Annotated in this window: 14 protein-coding genes, 2 tRNA genes and 1 pseudogene; 15 read left to right on the top strand and 2 right to left on the bottom strand. The window is 73.1% G+C overall.

Annotation, left to right across the window (positions count from 1 at the left end):
• Positions 1–187: 187 nt before the first annotated feature.
• From DRB89_RS26495 to DRB89_RS26455, 9 genes and pseudogenes are all read left to right on the top strand, one after another.
• On the top strand, positions 188–1,003 hold the full coding sequence (locus tag DRB89_RS26495; protein WP_112449468.1) for an ECF subfamily RNA polymerase sigma factor, BldN family: 816 nt from the start codon (positions 188–190) through the stop codon (positions 1,001–1,003).
• Positions 1,004–1,231: 228 nt separating this feature from the next.
• Positions 1,232–2,146, top strand: a pseudogene (locus tag DRB89_RS44950) (DUF5667 domain-containing protein); the annotation flags it as partial.
• Between the two features lie 691 nt (positions 2,147–2,837).
• A complete protein-coding gene (locus tag DRB89_RS26485) occupies positions 2,838–3,623 on the top strand; it encodes a 2-aminoethylphosphonate ABC transporter permease subunit (protein ID WP_239516348.1) in 786 nt (261 codons plus the stop codon).
• Positions 3,610–4,407 carry an ABC transporter permease subunit gene (locus tag DRB89_RS26480; protein WP_112450600.1) on the top strand — a complete coding sequence of 266 codons (798 nt, stop codon included), beginning with the start codon at positions 3,610–3,612 and terminating at the stop codon, positions 4,405–4,407. The genes DRB89_RS26485 and DRB89_RS26480 overlap by 14 nt, the downstream gene beginning before the upstream one ends.
• Positions 4,408–4,455: 48 nt before the next feature.
• Positions 4,456–5,553 carry a 2-aminoethylphosphonate ABC transporter substrate-binding protein gene (locus DRB89_RS26475; RefSeq protein WP_112450601.1) on the top strand — a complete coding sequence of 366 codons (1,098 nt, stop codon included), beginning with the start codon at positions 4,456–4,458 and terminating at the stop codon, positions 5,551–5,553.
• Between the two features lie 190 nt (positions 5,554–5,743).
• On the top strand, positions 5,744–7,264 hold the full coding sequence (locus tag DRB89_RS26470) for an alkaline phosphatase family protein (protein WP_239516347.1): 1,521 nt from the start codon (positions 5,744–5,746) through the stop codon (positions 7,262–7,264).
• A 137-nt stretch (positions 7,265–7,401) separates the two neighbouring features.
• A complete protein-coding gene (locus DRB89_RS26465; protein ID WP_112450602.1) occupies positions 7,402–8,181 on the top strand; it encodes an HAD-IIA family hydrolase in 780 nt (259 codons plus the stop codon).
• Positions 8,182–8,343: 162 nt separating this feature from the next.
• Entirely contained in the window at positions 8,344–9,006 is a 663-nt protein-coding gene (locus tag DRB89_RS26460) for a hypothetical protein (RefSeq protein ID WP_112450603.1), read from the top strand.
• 4 nt (positions 9,007–9,010) lie between these two features.
• Positions 9,011–9,673: a class F sortase gene (locus DRB89_RS26455; protein ID WP_112450604.1), complete on the top strand. Its 663-nt coding sequence runs from the start codon at positions 9,011–9,013 to the stop codon at positions 9,671–9,673.
• Positions 9,674–9,738: 65 nt separating this feature from the next.
• Here the strand turns inward: DRB89_RS26455 and DRB89_RS26450 are convergent.
• Positions 9,739–9,812: transfer RNA gene (locus DRB89_RS26450), tRNA-Lys, on the bottom strand.
• Between the two features lie 315 nt (positions 9,813–10,127).
• On the opposite strand from DRB89_RS26450, the gene DRB89_RS26440 reads away from it, so the two are divergent.
• The 5 genes from DRB89_RS26440 to DRB89_RS26420 all read left to right on the top strand — a co-directional run bounded on the left by DRB89_RS26440 (position 10,128) and on the right by DRB89_RS26420 (position 17,255).
• Positions 10,128–11,528: a peptidoglycan-binding protein gene (locus DRB89_RS26440; RefSeq protein ID WP_112450606.1), complete on the top strand. Its 1,401-nt coding sequence runs from the start codon at positions 10,128–10,130 to the stop codon at positions 11,526–11,528.
• 11 nt (positions 11,529–11,539) lie between these two features.
• Complete coding sequence (locus DRB89_RS46055) at positions 11,540–14,476, top strand: SPFH domain-containing protein (protein WP_275435585.1); 2,937 nt, start codon at positions 11,540–11,542, stop codon at positions 14,474–14,476.
• 299 nt (positions 14,477–14,775) lie between these two features.
• A complete protein-coding gene (locus tag DRB89_RS26430; RefSeq protein ID WP_112453709.1) occupies positions 14,776–15,378 on the top strand; it encodes a lytic polysaccharide monooxygenase in 603 nt (200 codons plus the stop codon).
• A gap of 67 nt (positions 15,379–15,445) precedes the next feature.
• The gene (locus DRB89_RS26425; RefSeq protein ID WP_112450607.1) at positions 15,446–17,119 is read left to right on the top strand and encodes an AMP-binding protein; all 1,674 of its coding nucleotides are present in this window, start codon (positions 15,446–15,448) and stop codon (positions 17,117–17,119) included.
• A gap of 62 nt (positions 17,120–17,181) precedes the next feature.
• Positions 17,182–17,255: transfer RNA gene (locus tag DRB89_RS26420), tRNA-Lys, on the top strand.
• 114 nt (positions 17,256–17,369) lie between these two features.
• On the opposite strand, the gene DRB89_RS26415 is transcribed toward DRB89_RS26420, so the two are convergent.
• Positions 17,370–18,128 (bottom strand): IclR family transcriptional regulator C-terminal domain-containing protein, encoded by a 759-nt coding sequence (locus DRB89_RS26415; protein ID WP_112450608.1) that lies wholly within the window; start codon positions 18,126–18,128, stop codon positions 17,370–17,372.
• Positions 18,129–18,357: 229 nt separating this feature from the next.
• Between DRB89_RS26415 and DRB89_RS26410 the strand changes: the two genes are divergently transcribed.
• A complete protein-coding gene (locus DRB89_RS26410; RefSeq protein WP_112450609.1) occupies positions 18,358–19,572 on the top strand; it encodes an LLM class flavin-dependent oxidoreductase in 1,215 nt (404 codons plus the stop codon).
• The last annotated feature ends 283 nt before the right edge of the window (positions 19,573–19,855 follow it).

Here is a 19,855-nt window from a genome sequence, read left to right as displayed (position 1 = left end):
CCATCTGCGACTGAATATGCCCTCGACACGCAACAGAAGTGTCGTAACCGATGATTTGAGCAACTAGGTGTAGCGCGGCCTGTACGAAGCGTTATTCTCCTCAAACGCATGCCACCGCTCATCTGTCGCCACGAAGGGTGAACGGTCCCGCACTGCACGTGATGGAAGCTCTGCCTCTGGGAGTCCCGTGTACCCACCTGTCGGGGTTGACGCCTCGGGCCTGGCTACGCTGCGCGCGACGGTCCTCGACCACCTGCGCGGCTTCGTCCCCACCGCGTACGCCGTCCCCGCATTCGCCACCGCGGTCCCCGCCGGACTCGGCCCGGCCGGTCCTTGCTATGCCCTGACCGACGGCGGAGCGACGGTGGGCAGACGGGGACGCTCCGGCGCCGCCGCCGGGGGCTCCGCCACCGGTACCACCGCGCCCGCCGCCCGCCGCCCCACGGCGGACAGCGACCAGGCCCGCATGATGGACCTGGTCGAACGCGCCCAGGCCGGCGAAGCCGATGCCTTCGGCCGCCTGTACGACCAGTACAGCGACACCGTCTACCGCTACATCTACTACCGCGTCGGCGGCAAGGCGACCGCGGAGGATCTCACCAGCGAGACCTTCCTGCGCGCGCTGCGCCGCATCTCCACCTTCACCTGGCAGGGCCGCGACTTCGGCGCCTGGCTCGTGACGATCGCCCGCAACCTGGTCGCCGACCACTTCAAGTCGAGCCGTTTCCGCCTGGAAGTCACCACGGGCGAAATGCTCGACGCCAACGAGGTGGAAAGGTCCCCCGAGGACTCCGTCCTGGAGTCCCTCTCCAACGCGGCCCTGCTGGAAGCCGTACGGAAACTCAATCCGCAGCAGCAGGAGTGCGTGACCCTGCGCTTCCTGCAGGGCCTCTCGGTCGCCGAGACGGCCCGGGTGATGGGGAAGAACGAGGGCGCCATCAAGACGCTCCAGTACCGGGCGGTCCGCACCTTGGCCCGCCTGCTCCCGGACGACGCCCGCTGACTCCCTTACTCACATTCGGTAACCCTCCCTGATGACACTGACGACCCTGTGGTCCGATCATCCTTCGTCCGTAACCCAAGTGCCGCGCCGCTCGTTGTGCGGGATGCAGGCTCCCTGTGGACAAGCCCTGCCCGAAGCCGCTCACTCGAAAGTGTGGATGTGCTCAAGGAAGGCAACCTTCCGGACACCTTGGGGAGTCGATCGTCATGACGAGAGGAGGTGCCGCCAGTGATCGCGAACGTGACTCCGCACCGGCGGGCGAACGCCTTCGCCCAGGCCCTGGAGGATCGGACCCTGTCCGATCTTTCGGAACCGGACCCGGCGGCCGAGCAGTCCGAGGCACCTGCCGAACCTGCCGACCACGACCGGTTGTTGGCCCTGGCGAGCGTGCTCGGCGAAAGAATGCCGCGCCCGGTGCTGGATCCAGAGGTCAAAGTGGTGCAACGAGCACAGCTCGTCGCCGCCATGGAGGCCATGGTGATGGAGGAAAGGGCCGGGGGCAGTGCCGCCCCGGACCCTCAAGTGCCCGAACAGCGGACCGGCCGCGGCGCCCACCGGGCGACATCGCTCCGGAAATTGCGGCCCCGCTCCCGCTGGTCCAAGGGCATCGCGGCGGGTGGCCTCACCGTGGGTGTGGCCGCCGGGGCCTTCAGCGGAGTGGCCGCTGCGAGTACGGACGCCCTGCCGGGTGACCACCTGTACCCCGTGAAGCGGGGGATGGAGGACATCCGGCTCGGGATGGCCGATGACGACTCGGACCGGGGCGAGCTCTATCTCGACCAGGCCTCGAACCGTCTGGCGGAGGCCCGCCGGCTGATGGAGCGCGGCCGTGCCGGCGCGCTGGACCACGAGTCCCTCGGTGAGATCCGCCGGGCGCTCGCGGGCATGAAGCACGACGCCTCGGAGGGCCACCGGCTCCTCCAGGCCGCCTACGAACGGGACGGCTCGCTCGGCCCGATCCAGGCGCTGTCCTCGTTCTCCCGCTCGCACCGCGACGCGTGGGCCAAGCTCCGGGGAAACCTCCCGGCGCAGCTCACGGACGTGGGCGGCGAGGTGGAGTCGGTCTTCCAGGCCATAGACGAAGACGTGGCGCCGCTCCAGGGTCTCCTTCCGAAGCCTCCGGAACAGACCCGCGGCTCCGGCCCCTCCAGTCGGCCGAGCACCCCGGCGGGCAAGCAGCAGACGGCGCCCTCCCCGGGCACCCCGTCGGCGGCCCCCGCCCCGTCGGCCAGGTCCGCGTCGGCCCCCGCGACGGGACCATTCGGCCCCCGGCCCCCTGGAGCGGGCTGCTCGTGCTGCCCGGCCGGACCCGCCCAGCGTTCGCCGGCCGTGGTGCCCTCCGAGCCCGCCCCGCCGCTCAAGACGGAACCGGCGCCCGCCGCGGCACCCTGTCGTCCGCCGGCCGAGCCCTTGCCGCGGCCCTTCCCGCAGTCTCCCCCGGCAGCCCTCCCGTCTTCCCGAGTTCGCTTCCCGGCAGCCCTTCCCGGCCCCCTATCCCCGCGCCGTCAGGTTGCGGTCCAGGCCCGTCGCCAGGGCGGGGCCCTTGCCGGCCTGCTACAGGCGGATCCCCGCGGACCGGCCCGTCAGCCTGGGGGGTTTCAGCTGGGTCGCGAACGACGGGCCCCCCCTCCCGCGCCCGCTCGAGGGGGGCCGCCCCGGCCGCCCCGTCCTCGGGGTCCCGCCCCCCCCCGGCGTTCCGGTCCTACCCCAACAGCCGGTACGAAGCCCTGCCCAAGGCGCGCCCCGAGGCCCGGCCGAAGCCCCAGGCGGCTTCGCGGCGAAGGCCGCACGTGCGCCCCGTAGCGTTCCCGGCTGGCTGTGGGCGGTCCCTCCCGTGGCCGTGCTCGCGGCGGTCTTCCTCTACCCGCTCGCGCTCGTCGTCCAGCAGTCCCTCACCCCCGAGAACGGCGCCGGGGCCTTCGACTCCTACGCCTCCGTCTTCGCCTCGCACTCCTTCCGCGAAGCCCTCGGCACCACGGTCTGGCTGGCCGTCGGCGCCACCGTCGGCTGCCTGGTCCTCGGCTTCGCGCTCGCGCTGGTCATCGCCTTCGTCCCGTTCCCCGGGGCGCGTGCCGTGGCCAAGTTCATCGACGTCTTCCTCTCCTTCCCCTCCTTCCTCATCACCCTCGCCCTCCTCTTCGTCTACGGCACGGTCGGCATGGCCAACGGCCTGTGGACCGACGCCTTCGGCGTCACCGACGGGCCCTTCCACTTCCTGACCACCCCGTGGGGCGTGCTCCTCGCCGAGATCACCTACTTCACGCCCTTCGTCATGCGCCCGCTGCTCGCCGCCTTCTCCCAGCTGGACACCGCCCAACTGGAGGTGGCCTCCTCGCTCGGCGCGAAGCCCGCCCGCATCGTGCGGCGGGTGATCCTCCCCGAGTCCCTGCCGGCCCTCGCCGCGGGCGGCAGCCTCGTTCTCGTCATGTGCCTCAACGAGTTCGGGATCGTCCTGTTCACCGGAGCCAAGGGCGTCACCACGCTCCCGATGCTCATCTACGGCAAGGCGATCCTCGAATCCGACTACTCGGCCGCCTGCGTGGTCGCCGTCGTCAACATCGCGATCTCCGTCGGCCTCTTCGGCCTCTACCGGGTGGTGAGCAAGCGTGCTGGTGCATAGCAAGACCGGCCGCTGGGCCGCCTGGAGCCTCTTCGGACTCCTCTTCCTGCCCCTCTTCGCCCTGCCCCTGCTCGTCGTGGTGGCCGCGTCGTTCTCGACCCACTGGTCCGGCGCCTTCCCCTCCGGCCCGACCACGGAGAACTACACGGCGGCCGTCCGGGGCGAGTCCCTCCAGGCGCTGACCACCTCGCTGGCCACGGCGTTCGCCGCCAGCCTCCTCGCGCTCGCCGTCGGCACCTGGGCGGCGCTCGCCGCCGCCGGACTGGGCCGCCGCGGCAAGCGGTCCCTGGACGCGCTCTTCGTGCTGCCCGTCGCCGTACCGTCCGTGGTCGTCGGCCTCGCCGTGCTCGTCGCCTTCAGCAAGCCGCCGCTGCTCCTCAACGGCACCAGCTCGATCGTGATCCTGGCGCACACGATTCTTGTCACGGCGTTCGCCTACCAGTCGGTTTCGGCTGCCATCGTGCGTCTCGATCCCGCGTACGAGCAGGCGGCGGCCTCCCTGGGCGCCCGACCCGCGTACGTGCTGTGGCGGGTCAAGCTCCCCCTCCTGCTGCCGTCGCTCACCGCGGCCGCGGGACTCTGCTTCGCCCTGTCCATGGGCGAGCTGAGCGCCACGATGATGCTCTACCCGCCGGACTGGATGCCCCTGCCGGTCCGCATCTTCACCGCCACCGACCGCGGTTCGCTCTTCAGCGGCTCCGCCGTCGCCGTGGTCCTGATGGCCACCACCCTGCTGGTCCTGCTGGCCGTCTCGCGCGTCCGCACCAAGGCCGCGTACCGCTGACCCCCTGCCGCACTCCCCGCTGACTCCCTTTCCCCGTGAGGAAGTTCCATGCCCAGCAACAAGTACCTGCGCGCCACCGCCGCCGTCACCGGCGGCCTCGCCCTCGCCGCCTCCCTCGCCGCCTGCGGCGGCTCCTCCTCCACCGGCTCCGACGGCTCGGCCGACGGCGCCAAGGGCGGTGGCGAGAAGGTCGTCACCGTCTACAGCGCCGACGGACTCAAGAGCGACAAGGGCGACGGCTGGTACGACAAGGTCTTCGCCGACTTCACGAAGAAGACCGGCATCGAGGTCAAGTACGTCGAGGGCGGCTCGGGCGAGATGGTGCAGCGCGCCGTCCGGGAGAAGACCAACACGCAGGCCGACGTACTGATCACCCTGCCGCCCTTCATCCAGCAGGCCGACGGCAAGGGCCTGCTCCAGGCGTACAAGCCGGCGGGCTCCGACAAGGTCAACGGCGCGGACAAGGCCGCCGACGGCAAGTGGACCTCGGTCGTCAACAACTACTTCGGCTTCGTCTACAACAAGAAGGAGCTGGCCCAGGCCCCCAAGACCTGGGAAGAGCTGCTGGACGCCAAGTACAAGGGCAAGCTCCAGTACTCCACCCCGGGCGTCGCGGGCGACGGCACCGCCGTCCTCATCAAGGCGATGCACGACTTCGGCGGCAAGGAGCCGGCGATGGAGTACCTGAAGAAGCTCCAGGCCAACAACGTCGGCCCGTCCTCCTCCACCAGCAAGCTCGCGCCCAAGACCGACAAGGGCGAGCTGCTCGTCGCCAACGGCGACGTCCAGATGAACTTCGCGCAGTCCAAGTCCATGCCGAACCTGGGCATCTGGTTCCCGGCCAAGGAGGGCGCCAAGCCCACCACCTTCTCCCTGCCGTACGCGGCCGGGCTCCTCGACAAGGCCCCGCACACCGAGAACGGCAAGAAGCTCCTCGATCACCTCCTCAGCGAGGACGCCCAGAAGCTGGTCAGCGGGGTCGGCGGCGGCTTCCCGGCGCGCACCGACGTCAAGCCCACCGACGCCAACGCCGTCGAGCTCACCAAGCTCATGAGCGGGGTCGAGGTCTTCGAGCCGGACTGGGCCGACATCGACAAGAACCTCACCGGCTACGTCGACGCGTGGAAGTCGGCGACCGGAAGCTGACCGGAAGCCGACTGGACGCCTCCCGGCCACCCACGGCCAGGATAGTGACGCTCACATAACGGGTCTGGACCGTATCTCGCCTTCGGTCCGGACCCGCCCTACGCTCGTGCGCCCGCACGCCAGTACAGCCGCACGCCAGCGCACCCGTACGTCCCCTGCGCCTTCCCCACGATTACTCCCGGAGGAGTACGTGCCCACTGTCCTGTCCGGACGGACCCTCGCCGTGGCCGCCACCGCCACGGCCCTGCTCGCCACCGCGCTCGGCGCCCACGCCGCGACCGCCGACGAGGCCGCCGCCACCACCGACAAGGTGCTCGTCATCGGCCTGGACGGCGCGGTCCTCGACCGCGTCAAGGCCGCCAACGCCCCGCACCTGAACGGCCTGATGGCCCAGGGCCTGACCGCCCGCAGCACCCTGTACGCGAACCCGATGGGAGCCACCTCCTCGGGACCCGGCTGGTCCTCCATCGCCACCGGCGTCTGGCCCGACAAGCACGGCGTGAAGGACAACTCCTTCACCGGCAAGAACTACACGGCCCACCCGGACTTCCTGACCCGCATCGAGAACGCCAAGCCGGCGCTCAACACGTACGCGGCCGCCGACTGGGAGCCCATCACCTCCACCGACCAGAACGGCCCGATCTTCTCGGCCAAGGTCGACAAGCGCCTCTCCCTCAAGGGCGACCGCGACGGTTACGGCAGCGAGGACCCGAAGATCGCCGCCGCGGCCGCCACCGAACTGCGCGACCAGAACCCGGACGCCGCCTTCGTCTACCTCGGCGAGATCGACGCGGCCGGCCACTCCTACGGCGCCGCCAGCCAGCAGTACCTGGACACCGTCGCCCGCGTCGACGTCCTCGTCGGCCAGCTCCTGGGCGCCGTCCAGAACCGCCCGACCTACGCCCAGGAGAACTGGAAGATCCTGGTCACCACCGACCACGGCCACACCAACTCCGGCGGCCACGGCGGCTCCACCATCGCCGAGCGCGGCACCTTCGTCATCGCCAAGGGCGCCGGCATCCCGGCCGGCTCGGTGCGCGAGGACGTCAAGCTCGTCGACGTGGCCGCGACCGCGCTCGCCCAGGTCGGCGTCAGCGCCCCCGGCATCGACGGCGTCCCGCTGAACGCCCCCGACGACGACCCCTTCGACACCCTGCGCCCGATCCTCCAGGCGCGCGTGGACGAGGCGGGCATCCCGGCCGCCACCAAGGGCTTCACGCACACCCCGCCGGCCGGCTGGTCCGTCGACAACTCCAAGATGGGCACGGGCGGTGTCACCGAGTGGGCCGGATGGGCCTTCGCCACCGACGAGTTCTGGAGCCAGTCGCAGCGCGACCAGTGGCGCGAGCTGAACGTCCGCTCCCGCGACGTCTTCGCCGTCGCCGACTCCGACGAGTGGGACGACAAGAGCCACACCGGCTCCTACGACTCCACCCTCATCACCCCCAAGTGGCCGGTCACCGCCGGGTCGACGCGGAACCTGACCTTCCAGACCCACTACCGCCAGGAGTCCGGCCAGACCGCCCAGGTCCTGGTCTCCTACAACGGCGGTACGCCGACGGTCGTCAAGAGCTACACCGCCGACGCGGTCGCCCGCTCCGAGTCGATCGCGCTCCAGGTCCCGGCCGGCGCCACCGACGTCCAGGTCCGCTTCCGCTACAGCGGCAGCAACAACTGGTACTGGACCGTCGACAACGTCCGCCTGGCCTGACACGACCGGCCCGACCAGCTGTTTCGCCCTCCGGTCCGGGCCGTGGACGCCGAACGCGTCCGCGGTCCGGCCCGGATAGGGTGGTAGAGACCAGAGGTCACCGAGGTCAGACGCCACCGAGAGCGGAGAACAGTCCAGTGGCAGAGCGCAAGCCGATCGAATCCTGGCTCACCGACATGGACGGGGTCCTCATCCACGAGGGCACCCCGATCCCCGGCGCCTCCGCCTTCATCAACCGGCTGCGCGAGTCCGGCAAGCCCTTCCTGGTCCTGACCAACAACTCCATCTACACCCCGCGCGACCTCCAGGCCCGCCTCAGCCGCATGGGCCTGGACGTCCCCGTCGAGAACATCTGGACCTCGGCGCTGGCCACCGCGAAGTTCCTCGACGACCAGCGCCCCGGCGGCACCGCGTACGTCATCGGCGAGGCCGGCCTGACCACCGCGCTGCACGACATCGGCTACATCCTGACCGACCACGAGCCCGACTACGTGGTCCTGGGCGAGACCCGTACGTACAGCTTCGAGGCCATGACCAAGGCGGTACGCCTGATCAACGGCGGCGCCCGCTTCATCTGCACCAACCCGGACGAGACCGGCCCCTCCACCGAGGGCCCGCTGCCCGCCACGGGCGCGGTCGCCGCGCTGATCACCAAGGCGACGGGCAAGAAGCCGTACTTCGCCGGCAAGCCCAACCCGCTGATGATGCGGACCGGCCTGAACGCCATCGGCGCGCACTCCGAGACCAGCGCGATGATCGGCGACCGGATGGACACCGACATCCTGGCGGGGCTCGAGGCGGGCATGCAGACCTTCCTCGTGCTGACCGGCCTGACCTCGACGGCGGACACCGAGAAGTTCCCGTACCGCCCGACCCAGACGTTCGACTCCATCGCGGACCTCGTCGACCTCGTCTGAGGTCCGTCCGGCGTCCGTCCGGGGTACGCCGGCGGACCCCGGCGGGTGCCCCGATCAGCTCGGCGATTAGGTCGTACGGCTGACACGTACGGGCCAAGAGAGCGCCGCTCCGGATGCGGAGCGGCGCGCCGCGCGTGAATCTCCTTGTTGAGGAGGTTCACCATGCGCACCGATCTGATCGCTCTCCGTGTCACCGGGGTGGCCGTCGCCCTGACGGCCCTGTCCGCCGTGACCGCGCCCATCGCCTTCGCGGAGGACTGGAACAACCGCGGCAGCGTGTCCGTCGACCCCAATCCGGCCGAGCCGGGGGCGCAGGTCAAACTGCGCGTCCGCGGCTGTGACGACGACTGGGCCATCGCCCAGTCCTCCGTCTTCGTCTCCGAGGTCCGGCTGTCCACCGGGCGCGACGACCGCCGCACCCTGTGGGGCGACGCGATGATCCGCTCCTGGGCCGAGCCGGGCCGGCACACCATCCGGGTCAAGTGCGGCGGCCGCGACGACCGCGAGTGGGGCTCGATCGAGATCGAGCGGCGCCGCGAGCACCACCCCAACCCGCACCACACGCCGATCTGGCCGGTCCACGCGGGCGGCGGCGGCATGTCCGAGGAGATCGCCGCGAAGTCGAAGGCGGCCGACGTGGCGAAGGCCGCCGACCAGGCGAAGGCCGCCGACTCCGCGCAGCTGGCCGCGGCGGCCAAGAAGGGCCAAGGGGACGACGGCCCCGGCCTGCCGCACACGGTGATCGGCGCGGTGCTCGCCGCCGCGGCCACCCTGGCGGTCGCCGGCCGGGCGCTGACCCTGCGCCGCCGCCGCAGCGGCGGGTGAGCGGATGAGCGGCGAGCCGAAGGCCGCCGGCGGCTCCCGGCTGCTGACCTTCGCCGCCTGGTCGGTGCTGGTCCTCGGCCTGTGGCTGTGGGGCCGTGAGATCACCGGGGTGTCGATACCCCTGCCCGGGCAGGCCGGCGGACCGGCGGCCCCGGGCCTGCCCGCGGCGCACACCCCGCTGGGGCCGGCCGCGCCCGCGCGGGTCGACGTACCGTCCATGGGCGTGCAGGCGCCGGTGATCACCCGGGACCTGGACGCGCAGGGGGCGATCGAGCCGCCCCCCTACGACAATCCCGGCACCGTGGGCTGGTGGCGCGGCGGCGCTCAGCCGGGCACGGCCGGGACCGCGCTGCTGGTCGGACACGTGGACACGCGGTCGAAGCCGGCGGTGTTCTACGGCCTGAGCTCGGCGAAGCCGGGCGACAAGGTGCGCGTGGTGCGGGCGGACGGCTCGATCGCCGAGTTCACGATCGAGGACGTACGGGTCCACGAGCGCGCGGGCTTCGACCCGGCGAAGGCCTACGGCCCCAAGGTCCGGGGCCGGGCCGAGCTGAGGCTCGTGACCTGCGGCGGCAGCTACGACAAGGCCGCCAAGCAGTACACGGCGAACGTGGTGGTGTCGGCGTACCTGACCGGCGTCGGAGCCCGCTCGGGCACGGCGGTGTAGGCCGGCCGCCGCCGGAAACGAAGAAGCCCCCCACAGTTTTCACTGTGGGGGGCTTCTCTCGTCTGTGCGCCGCCAGGGACTCGAACCCCGGACCCGCTGATTAAGAGTCAGCTGCTCTAACCAACTGAGCTAGCGGCGCTTGGTGACAGGGAAAACTCTACCCCACGCGCGCCGGTGCTCGTGACAAGCTGCGCGCGTTCTGTCCGATTAACCCATGTTTGGGGGTTTTGTCGTGCACGATATGTCTGGGCCAGGCCGGATCTGATGCCCCGCCAGATGCGGTCCCGGCTGCCCAGTGGACGAGCAGGGGAGTGGACGGAACCGCATGACGATGCAGCCTCCGACGCATGCGCACGAGATGACGCCGACGCCGACGCCGACGCCGACGCCGACGGCGACGGTGACGGTGACAGAGACGCCGGCGCCCGTGCCCGTGCCGACGGCGCCGACCCGGATGCCGATGCCCGCCTTCGAGGAGTACGAGCCCGCCGGCGACTGCCCGTGCCAAGGCTGTGCCCAGCGCCGCCGCACGCTCGCCCGTGCCCGGGCCATACCGCTGCGTGACGGCGGGCACCCCGCCGCGCACGGGGCCCGCCGGGCGCTGGTCCTGGCCACCGCCGCGGGCGTGGTCCTCGGCGGCGGCGGGGGAGCGGCGGTCGCGGTGACCGTGCCGGGCCCCGGCTCGGTGGCGCCGCAGGACGATCCGAACTCGCCGCAGGGCGGCCGCGGCCCCCTGCACGGGCCGAAGGGCGTGCCCGCGAAACCCCCCGGGCTGCCGGGAGCGCCCTCGGCGGTGAAGCGCACCGACCGCGCGACGATCATCAACCGGGCGAAGCTGTGGCTGGACGCGCAGGTTCCGTACAGCATGTCCGAGTACTGGACGGACGGATACCGGCAGGACTGCTCCGGCTACGTCTCGATGGTGTGGAACCTCGGCACCAACGAGTGGACCGGCAGCCTCGACAAGTTCGCGACGAAGATCACGAAGGAGGAGCTGCTGCCGGGGGACATGCTCCTCTTCCACAACCCGGCCGACCCCAACAAGGGCTCGCACGTCGTGCTCTTCGGGGGGTGGGTGGACGAGACCCGCACCCACTACGTCGTCTACGAGCAGACCCGGCCCACGACACGGCGCCAGGCCACGCCCTACGGCTACTGGAACAACGCGGCGAAGTACCTCCCGTACCGGTTCAACGGGCTGGCCGGCTCGGTCGTTCCCGACCCGGCGGTCGGCGAGCCGCCCGCGCCGGGCGGCACCCCGGCCGTCTCGGCCACCTTCCCCGGTGCGTCGAAGTTCGGCCCGGGATCCAACAACGCGTACGTCGCCCAGCTCGGCCGGATGCTCTCCGACCGCGGCGGCTCCCGCTTCTACCCGCAGGGCGTCACCACCCGGTGGAGCGACTCCGACCGGCTGGCGACCCAGGCCTTCCAGCGCGCCCAGGGCTGGACGGGAGCGGACGCCGACGGCATGCCGGGCGCGCACACCTGGCGGCTGCTCGCCCAGCACCAGGGCAAGGACATCCCGCCGACACAGGGCGCCGCACCCACCCCGCCGGCACCCGCTCCGCCGGCCCCGGCCCCGCCGAAACCGGGCGGCGCAGCGGGCCCGGCGGGCAAACCCGCCTACCCGGGAGCCGCGACGTTCCGTCCGGGCGTGTCCCACCCGTCCATCACCGCCCTTGGCCGCCAGTTGGTGAAGAAGGGCTTCGGCAAGAACTTCACGTCCGGGCCGGGCCCCCGCTGGGGCGAGGCCGACCGCCGCAGCGTCGAGGCCTTCCAGCGCGCCCAGGGCTGGCGCGGCGCCGAGGCCGACGGCTATCCGGGCCCGGAAACCTGGCGCCGGCTGTTCGCATGACGGAGGCAACGATGTACCCCACGCGCACGACCTCGACCACGGGCACCTTCCAGGTCCCCCCGCGCCCGGCGCCGACGCCGACGCCCACGCCGACGCCGACCCCTACTCCGGTCCCGGTCCCGGTCGCGGTTCCGGTTCCGGTTCCGGTGCCGTCCGAGCGGACGGCGACCGAGTGGGCCGCACCGACCGGCTGGACGGTGGCGCCGACCCCGGTCGCGCCGCTCGCCGCGGCGCCGGTCCCGGCCGAGCCGGCCTTCGCCGCGCCCGTCTTCGCCGCGCCGCAGCCGGTGAGCCCGACGCCGGCCGCGGAACCGGACCGGGAGCAGCCGCTCGCGGCGGCCACCGCGCACGGGCGGGCCCCGTGGGAGGCGGCCGCGGGCCGCCCGGCGCAGGCCTGGTCCGAGGACCGCGCCGCGCACGGCCCGTTCGCGGCGGAGTCCGCGCGCGGCGACCTGCTCGCGTCCGGCGCGGCGCACCACCGGCCCGCCCGGGCCGCGGAGGCCGCGCGAAGCGACGTACCGGCGGCGCGGGTGGACATCCCGCACCCGCAGGATGAGGAGGCGGTCTACGCGGGCGCGGCCGCCCCGCGCCTGCGGAACGCGGACACCGAAACCGCGCGCCCCCACCCGCAGGACAACCCGTGGCCCCCGGCCGCGGAGCCCGAGCCCGTCTTCCACACCGCCGGGGCGGACCGGGTGCCGCCCCCCGGCGCGTCCGGGTCCGACCGGCAGGCCGGACCGTACGCGGCGCGCGACCTGGCGCACGACCTGCCGGTGCCGGTCGGCGCCATGGCCGAGCCCGCGCCCACCGCACCCGCCCCGTCCGACGCCCCAAAGGGCGACCCCTTCACCTTCACCGGCCCCGCCTTCCGGGACGCGCCGGCGCGGCCCGACCACGGCCCGGCCGGTACGGCGCCCCAGACCGGCTCCGGGTTCCCGGGCGCGGCCGCTCGGACCGACTGCCGCACCGCCGGTACGGAGCCCGGCTTCGACGACGCGGCCGTTCGGGCCGAGACCCGCTCCGCCGTGGCTCCGGCCGGGCCGTTCGGCCGGGCGGAGTCCGGTAGCGACCAGCAGGAGGTGCACGGCGGTTCGCCCGTCGCGCCGGCTCCGGCGTGGTCCGTGCCCGCCCCTGCCCTTGCCGACCGGGACGACCTGCGCGACCAGTCCCGGTCCGTGCCCGGACCCGCCGGAGCGGTCCGGGAGCAGGCCGCCGACGGCGGCGTACCGGCCCGGGCCGAAGACCGGCCCGCCGCCCCGCGCGGCGGAGCCGATCGGCCGGGTGGGGCGGAGCCTGGCGGTACGGAGCCGTGCGGCGGGCCCGCCTTCGACGGCGGAGCCGGGCCCCGGGCCGCGCGGCCCGGCCCGCGCGCCGACACCGTCGAGCAGTCCGCCCGGACGGCCGGGGAGCCGGCCGGCGCCGTGGCCGCGGCCGCGGCCACGGTGTCCCGGGTGGTCACCGCCCCCGGCGGATCCGGTCGGCCCTTCGGCCAGGCCGGTACCGCGGCGAGCGCCGGTTCCGTCTTCGACGGCGGAGCCGACTCGGACGGCCCCTCGGCCGGCCACCCCTGCGCCGGTCCGGCCGAGCAGCACGAGCAGCCCGCTCCAGGGGGCCGGGAGCCGAGTGCTCCCGTCGCGGAGGCCGACGCGGACCTGGCCGGCGGAGCGGAGGCCGCGGCCGGGCGCGAGGACGGCGGCGGCGTGCGGGACCTGTCCTGGTCCGTGCCCGGACCCGGACCCGGACCCGGACCCGGCCACGGTCCCGGCGTCGCGGAGGTCGTCGCGCGGGCCGTGGCGCGGATGGAGGAGGACGACACGCAGGACCTGCCCCGGGTCGGGGCACTGCGCGGGGTCGCCGTGAGCGAGGTGCCGGTGCACCTGCCCTTCCGGGGCGCGGCCCAGCCGCAAGCCCAGCAAGTCCAGCAAGTCCAGCAAGCCCAGCAAGCAGGGCAGGCCCCGCAAACGCGGCGCGGACCGCAGGCCAAGGCTCCGGTCCCGGTGGGCGCGCCCGCCGGTGCGGCCGTCCGGACCGTCCCCGGACGCCGCGTACCCCGCGGGGACGACCGCCTCCGGGAGCACCACGGACCGGTGCTCCCCGGCTGGATCGGCGTGGCCGTCGGCGGGCTCGCCCTGGCCGGCTGCACGGTCGTGCTGTGGCGGGCCGGGGCCGTTCCCGACGCCCTCGCCGTGGCGTTCGGCGCGGAGCCCCGCCCCTACCGCGGTCTGCAAGCCCGCTTCTGGCCCCCGCTCGCCTTCCTCGGCGTCGTCGCACTCCTCGCCCTCGGCGGACTGGGCCGGGGCCGCGCCGGGCACGCCTGGGTGCTCACCCTCTTCGGCCGCTACCGCGGCACCGTCCGCCGCTCCGGCCTGACGTGGATCAGCCCCCTGCTGCTGCGCCGCCGGGTCGACGTGCGGCTGCGCCACTGGCGCAGCGACCCGATGCCCGCCGTCGACTCCGGGGGCCTCGCCCTCCAGGTCGTCGTCCAGGTCGTCTGGCAGGTCAAGGACACCGCCCGCGCGACGCTGGCCGTCGCCGACCACGTCGACTACCTCGCCGAGCAGGTCGAATCGGCCATGGCCCGCGTCCTGTCCCAGCTCCCGGCCGACGCCTTCCACGAGGACGCCCCGACCCTGCGCGACGCCGAAGCCGTCGGCGACGCGCTGACCCGGATGCTCGCGGCCGAGACCGAGGCGGTCGGGGTCGAGGTGTTCTCGGCGCAGCCGACCCGGATCGAGTACGCCCCCGAGGTCGCGGACGCCATGCGGCGCCGCCGGGTCGCGGCGATCGATGCGAAGCACCGCGACGCCGTCCTGACCTCGGTGGTCGACGCGGTCGACGACACCGTCCACCGCCTCACCTCGCGCGGGCTCGTCGAGCTCGACGACTACGAGCGCAAGGCGCTGGTGAAGGACCTGACCGTCGCCTTCTACACGGGCCGCGCGGAGTAGCGGCGGCGGGCGGCGGGCGGCGGTACCAGGACGACAGGGGCCCAGCGACAGGGCCCCGCGGCAGGGCCGGAGGCCGCCGCACCAGACGAACGGGTGGATCCGGGGTGGACCGGACCACCCGTTCTTCCATTGGTCTGGACAGGGACAACTCCCGTCAATACTGTGGGACTTGGTCTAGACCTAAAGAGTTTCGCGAACGGCCCGTTCCGGCGCCAGCGCCGGCGCGGGCCATCCCCACGCGTGCGCACGCTCTCCCGGACATCCCCCCACGTTCAAGGAGCATCATGCGTTCCTTCCGCATGCCCAGATCCCCGAAGGCCGCCGCCGCCACCGCGGCCGGCCTCGGCATCGCCGCCGCCCTCGCGCTCGTCACGGCCCCCACCGCGAACGGCCACGGCTACACCGACACCCCCATCAGCCGACAGAAGCTCTGCGCCAACAGGACCGTCGCCGACTGCGGCCCCATCCAGTGGGAGCCCCAGAGCGTCGAGGGCCTCAAGGGCTTCCCGGCTGCCGGACCCGCCGACGGCCGCATATGTTCGGCCAACCACACCGAGTTCGCCCAGCTCGACGACCCGCGCGGCGGCGCCTGGCCGGCCACCCCGGTGACCAGCGGGCAGAGCTACAGCTTCCGCTGGCAGTTCACCGCGAACCACTCGACCACGGACTTCCGGTACTACGTGACCAAGAACGGCTGGAACCCGAACAAGCCCCTGACCCGAGCCGACCTCGACCCGCAGCCCTTCCTCACGGTCGCCTACAACGGCGCCCGCCCCGCCATGACCACCGTCCACCAGGGCGCCATGCCGAGCGGCAAGACCGGCCGGCACCTGATCCTCGCCGTCTGGACGGTCAACGACACCGTCAACGCCTTCTACTCCTGCTCCGACGTCCAGTTCTGACCGTTCCGATCGCCGGCCTTCCGCGCGGCGTTCATTTCTGACGGAACGTCAGCTATCCTCCGGCGGCATGCGGACGACGACACCCGAAACCGTCGCGGAGCTCATCGCGCGCCAATGGGGCGACCACCGGCCCGGTCTGAAGTACGCCGACGGCGTCCTCAGCCACCACCGGACCGCCCGGGAGGCCGCGGCGCGCGCCGCGCTCCTCGTCGACCTGCTGCCGCCGGGGGCGGAGCCGCACATCGGGGTGCTGCTCGACAACACCCCCGAGTTCCCGTTCTGGCTCGGCGCGGCGGCCCTCGCCGGGGCCGCCGTCGCCGGGATCAACCCCACCCGGCGCGGTCCCGAGCTGGCCCGCGACATCCTGCACACCGACTGCCGGATCCTGGTCACCGAGCGCGCCCACCTGCCCCTGCTGCGCGGCCTCGACCTGCCCGGCGTACGGCTGCTGGTCACGGACGCCGAAGAGTACGAGGCCCTGCTCGCCCCCTACGCCGGCGCGAAGCCCGGCGAGGCGGTCCTGGGCGCGGGCCCCGGCCCGGAGTCGCGGCTGCTCCTCTACTTCACCTCCGGTTCCACCGGCGCGCCCAAGGCCGCCATCTGCACCCAGGGCCGCCTGGCCGGCGCCGGAGCCTCCCTCGCCCGGCACTTTTCGGTCACCCCGGACGACGTCCACTACGTCTGCATGCCCCTCTTCCACGGCAACGCGGTCATCGCCGACTGGCTGCCCGCGCTCGCCGGCGGGGCCGCGGTGGCGCTGCGCCGCCGCTTCTCGGCCTCCGCGTTCCTGGACGACGTACGGGCCTACGGGGCGACGTACTTCACCTACGTCGGCCGCGCGGTCCAGTACCTCCTCGCCACCCCGCCGCGCCCCGACGACCGCGCGCACACGCTGCGCCTCGGCTTCGGCACCGAGGCCGGGGCGGTCGACGCGGCCCGCTTCGCCGAGCGCTTCGGGGTCCGGCTCGTCGAGGGCTACGGGGCCACCGAGGGCGGCGCCTCCGTCCAGCGCACCCCGGACACCCCGGCCGCCGCCCTGGGCCGCGCGGGCGCGGGCGACGACCTGGCCGTCATCGACCCGGAGACGGGCCGGGAGTGCCCGCCGGCCGATCTCGACCCGCAGGGGCGGCTCCTCAACGGCGACGAGGCCATCGGCGAACTGGTCAACAAGGGCCGCAGCCTCTTCGAGGGCTACTGGCGCAACCCCGACGCCGAGGCGGCCCGCACCCGCCAGGGCTGGTACTGGACCGGCGACCTCTTCTTCCGCGACGCGGACGGCTTCCTGTACTTCGCGGGGCGCACCGACGACCGGCTGCGCGTCGACAGCGAGAACCTGGCGGCGGCGGTGATCGAGAACATCCTGGCCCGCTGGGCGCGGGCCGCCGCCGTCGCGGTGTACGCCGTACCGGACGAGGTGGCCGGCGACCAGGTCATGGCGGCGGTCGCCCTGCGCGCGGGGGCCGTCTTCTCACCGGAGGGCTTCGCGGCCTTCCTCGGCGTCCAGCCGGACCTCGGCACGAAGATGGCCCCGCGCTACGTGCGGGTCGTCGACGCCCTGCCGACCACGGCGACGAACAAGGTCCACCGGGTCTCCCTGCGCCGCGAGGGCTTCGACACCCCGGACCCGGTCTGGTGGCGCCCGCGGGGCGAATCCGCCTACCGCCCGCTCGGCCCGGCGGACCGGGCGGCCCTCCTGGCCTCCTACGAGGCCCAGGGACGGGCCGGGCTGCTGGGCCGCTGAGCTGCCGGACCCCATGGTTTTGAGCACCCCGGAGGAGCAGGTAGTATTTTCTCTGTCAGCAGGCGCCGCTAGCTCAGTTGGTTAGAGCAGCTGACTCTTAATCAGCGGGTCCGGGGTTCGAGTCCCTGGCGGCGCACCTGTCCTTCGGGCGGTTTCCGGTTCACCGGGAACCGCCCGAAGTGTTTTCCGGGCCGGCCGCCCCGGCCCGGGGCCCGGCAGGGCGCCCCGCCGCCACCGCCGCCCCCGCCGTTCAGAGGGTGAGCGACAGCAGCAGCGGTGCGGCCTTGCGGTTCAGGGCGTCGGCCGCGGCCCGCAGCCGGTGGGCGTGCTCGACCGGCAGCGACAGGGCCAGGCAGCCCACCGAAGCTCCGGCGGTGATCGGGACGGCCGCGCAGACCGTGCCCACCGCGTACTCCTGGAGATCGAGCATGGGGACCGTGGCCGGCTGGCTGTCCAGCTTCGAGAAGAGGATCCGCTCGTTCACGATCGTCTTCGACGTCAGCCGGGCGATCTTGTGCCGCGACAGGTGGTCGCGCCGCCCGTTCTGGTCGAGCTGGGTCAGCAGGCACTTGCCGACCGCGCTGGCGTGCGCCGCGGAGCGGAAGTCGACCCACTCGTGCACCTTGGGCGTGCGCGGGCTGTCCGCGAACTGCGTGATGCGCACTTCACCGTCCACGTACCTGCTGATGTAGACCGCCGCCCCCACCGAGTCCCGCAGCCGGTCCAGGGTCTCCTGGAGCTTGTCCTGCAGGGCCTGCTGGCGGTCCACGCCGGAGCCCAGCAGGACCAGGGAGTCCCCTATGGCGTAGGCGCCGTCTGACACCTGCAGTACGTATCCTTCCCGGCGCAGCATGAGGAGCATGGGGGCGAGATGGACCGCGGGCAGGCCGGTCTCACGCGCGATCTGTACGTCGGTCACGCCGCCGGTATGGCGGGCGACCGTTTCGAGTACGCGCAGGGCGTACTGCACCGAGTGGAACGGCGCGGTCGGCTCGGGCTTCAGCGCCACGGTTTCCCCCTAGCAGGTTGTTACCGCTTGCTCTCACACGATAGCCATCAAGAGGCCCACGTGGAGCGCCTGTTGATGAGATTGATGGCTCATTTACATCGCTCTGCCTGGATCTACTCCTCTGGCATATGCCAAGGTCACGCGCGGTGTCCGACTGTGCCGGGAATGCCCGGAGCGCGCCCGAGGTTCGGGTTCTTCGTACGGACGGTCGAGCGGAGCGGGAGCGACGATGAGTGACACCGGAGACGCGGGTCGACAGGAGAGCCGCACGCCGGACCGGGCAGGGACCGGCCCCCGGGACGCCTCGGGCGGCGGTTCCGTCGGCGGTTCCGTCGGCGGCTCGGGCGGCGCCTCGGGCGGCGGTTCCGGCGACGGGATCCACGGGACCGCGCACGGCCGGGCCCCGGTTCCGCTCTCCGTGCTCGACCTCGTCACCGTGGGCGCGGGCAGCACCGCCCACGCCTCGCTGCGCACCAGCGTGGACATGGCCCGGCTCGCGGAGGCCCGCGGCTTCCACCGCCACTGGGTCGCGGAGCACCACTCCATGCCCGGGGTCGCAAGCTCCTCCCCGGCCGTGATCCTGGCCCACCTCGCCGCCCACACCTCCCGGATCCGGCTCGGCTCGGGCGGGGTCATGCTGCCCAACCACGCCCCGCTCGCGATCGCGGAGCAGTTCGGCACCCTGGAGGCCTTCGCCCCGGGCCGGATCGACCTCGGCCTCGGCCGGGCGCCCGGCACCGACGGGCACACGGCCGCCGCGCTGCGGGGGCCCGGGCGCCGCGACGAGGCCGTGGACGAGTTCCCCCGGCAGCTCGCGGAGCTGATCCGCTTCCTCGACGACGACTTCCCCGAGGGGCACCCGTACGCCCGCGTGCACGCCGTGCCGGGCCCCGTGCAGGGCCCCGCCGGGCGGCCGCCGGTGTGGCTGCTGGGCTCCTCGGGCTTCAGCGCCCGGCTGGCCGGCGGACTCGGACTGCCCTTCGCCTACGCGCACCACTTCTCCCCGGCCGGGACGCTGCCCGCGCTCGACCTCTACCGGCAGTCGTTCCGGCCCTCGGCCGTCCTGGACGCCCCGTACGCCCTCATCGGGGTCGCGGCCCTCGCCGCCGACACGGACGCCGAGGCCCGGGCGCAGGTGCTGACGGGCGCGCTGTCGATGCTGCGGCTGCGCACCGGGCGCCCCGGGCTGGTGCCGACGCCCGAGGAGGCGGCGGCGTACCCGTACACGCCGGCGGAGCGGGAGTTCGTGGACGAACGGCTCGCGAGCGTGGTCCACGGAACCCCCGACGAGGTCCGCGCCGGGCTCGACGGGCTGGCGAAGCGGACGGGCGCCGACGAGCTCATGCTGACCGCCAACGCCCACGGCGGGGAGGCGAGGTTGCGCTCGTACGCGCTCGTCGCAGATGCGTACGGGATGCCCGGGGAGGACCCGGACCGGGTCTGATCGCACACGAACGGGGTTTGGCTGGTTTGTTGCCAAAACCTTGCGCGGGGGTGGCCGAAGGTACCCGAAAACTGCTCGTCACCCGGGGTGGCGGGCAGTTTTTGGTATGCAGTCAGGCCTCTGACAAGGGGAATTGTCCTGCGAGTGGTCTAGTCCTTCTTTGGTCCAAACCATTGACGCGGGCCTGGAGTGATCGCTATCACTTCTCCCACCTGATGTTGTCGCCCTCCCCTCCCACAGTATTGCGTCGTGAGCGGCAGATGTGGACACTGGCCCCCCCCCG

The organism is Streptomyces sp. ICC4 (genome assembly GCF_003287915.1).
In the GTDB taxonomy this organism is placed as follows: Bacteria; Actinomycetota; Actinomycetes; order Streptomycetales; family Streptomycetaceae; genus Streptomyces; species Streptomyces tritrimontium.
Note: the sequence above shows the minus strand (reverse complement) of the source record. Positions and strands in the feature narration are given on the sequence as shown.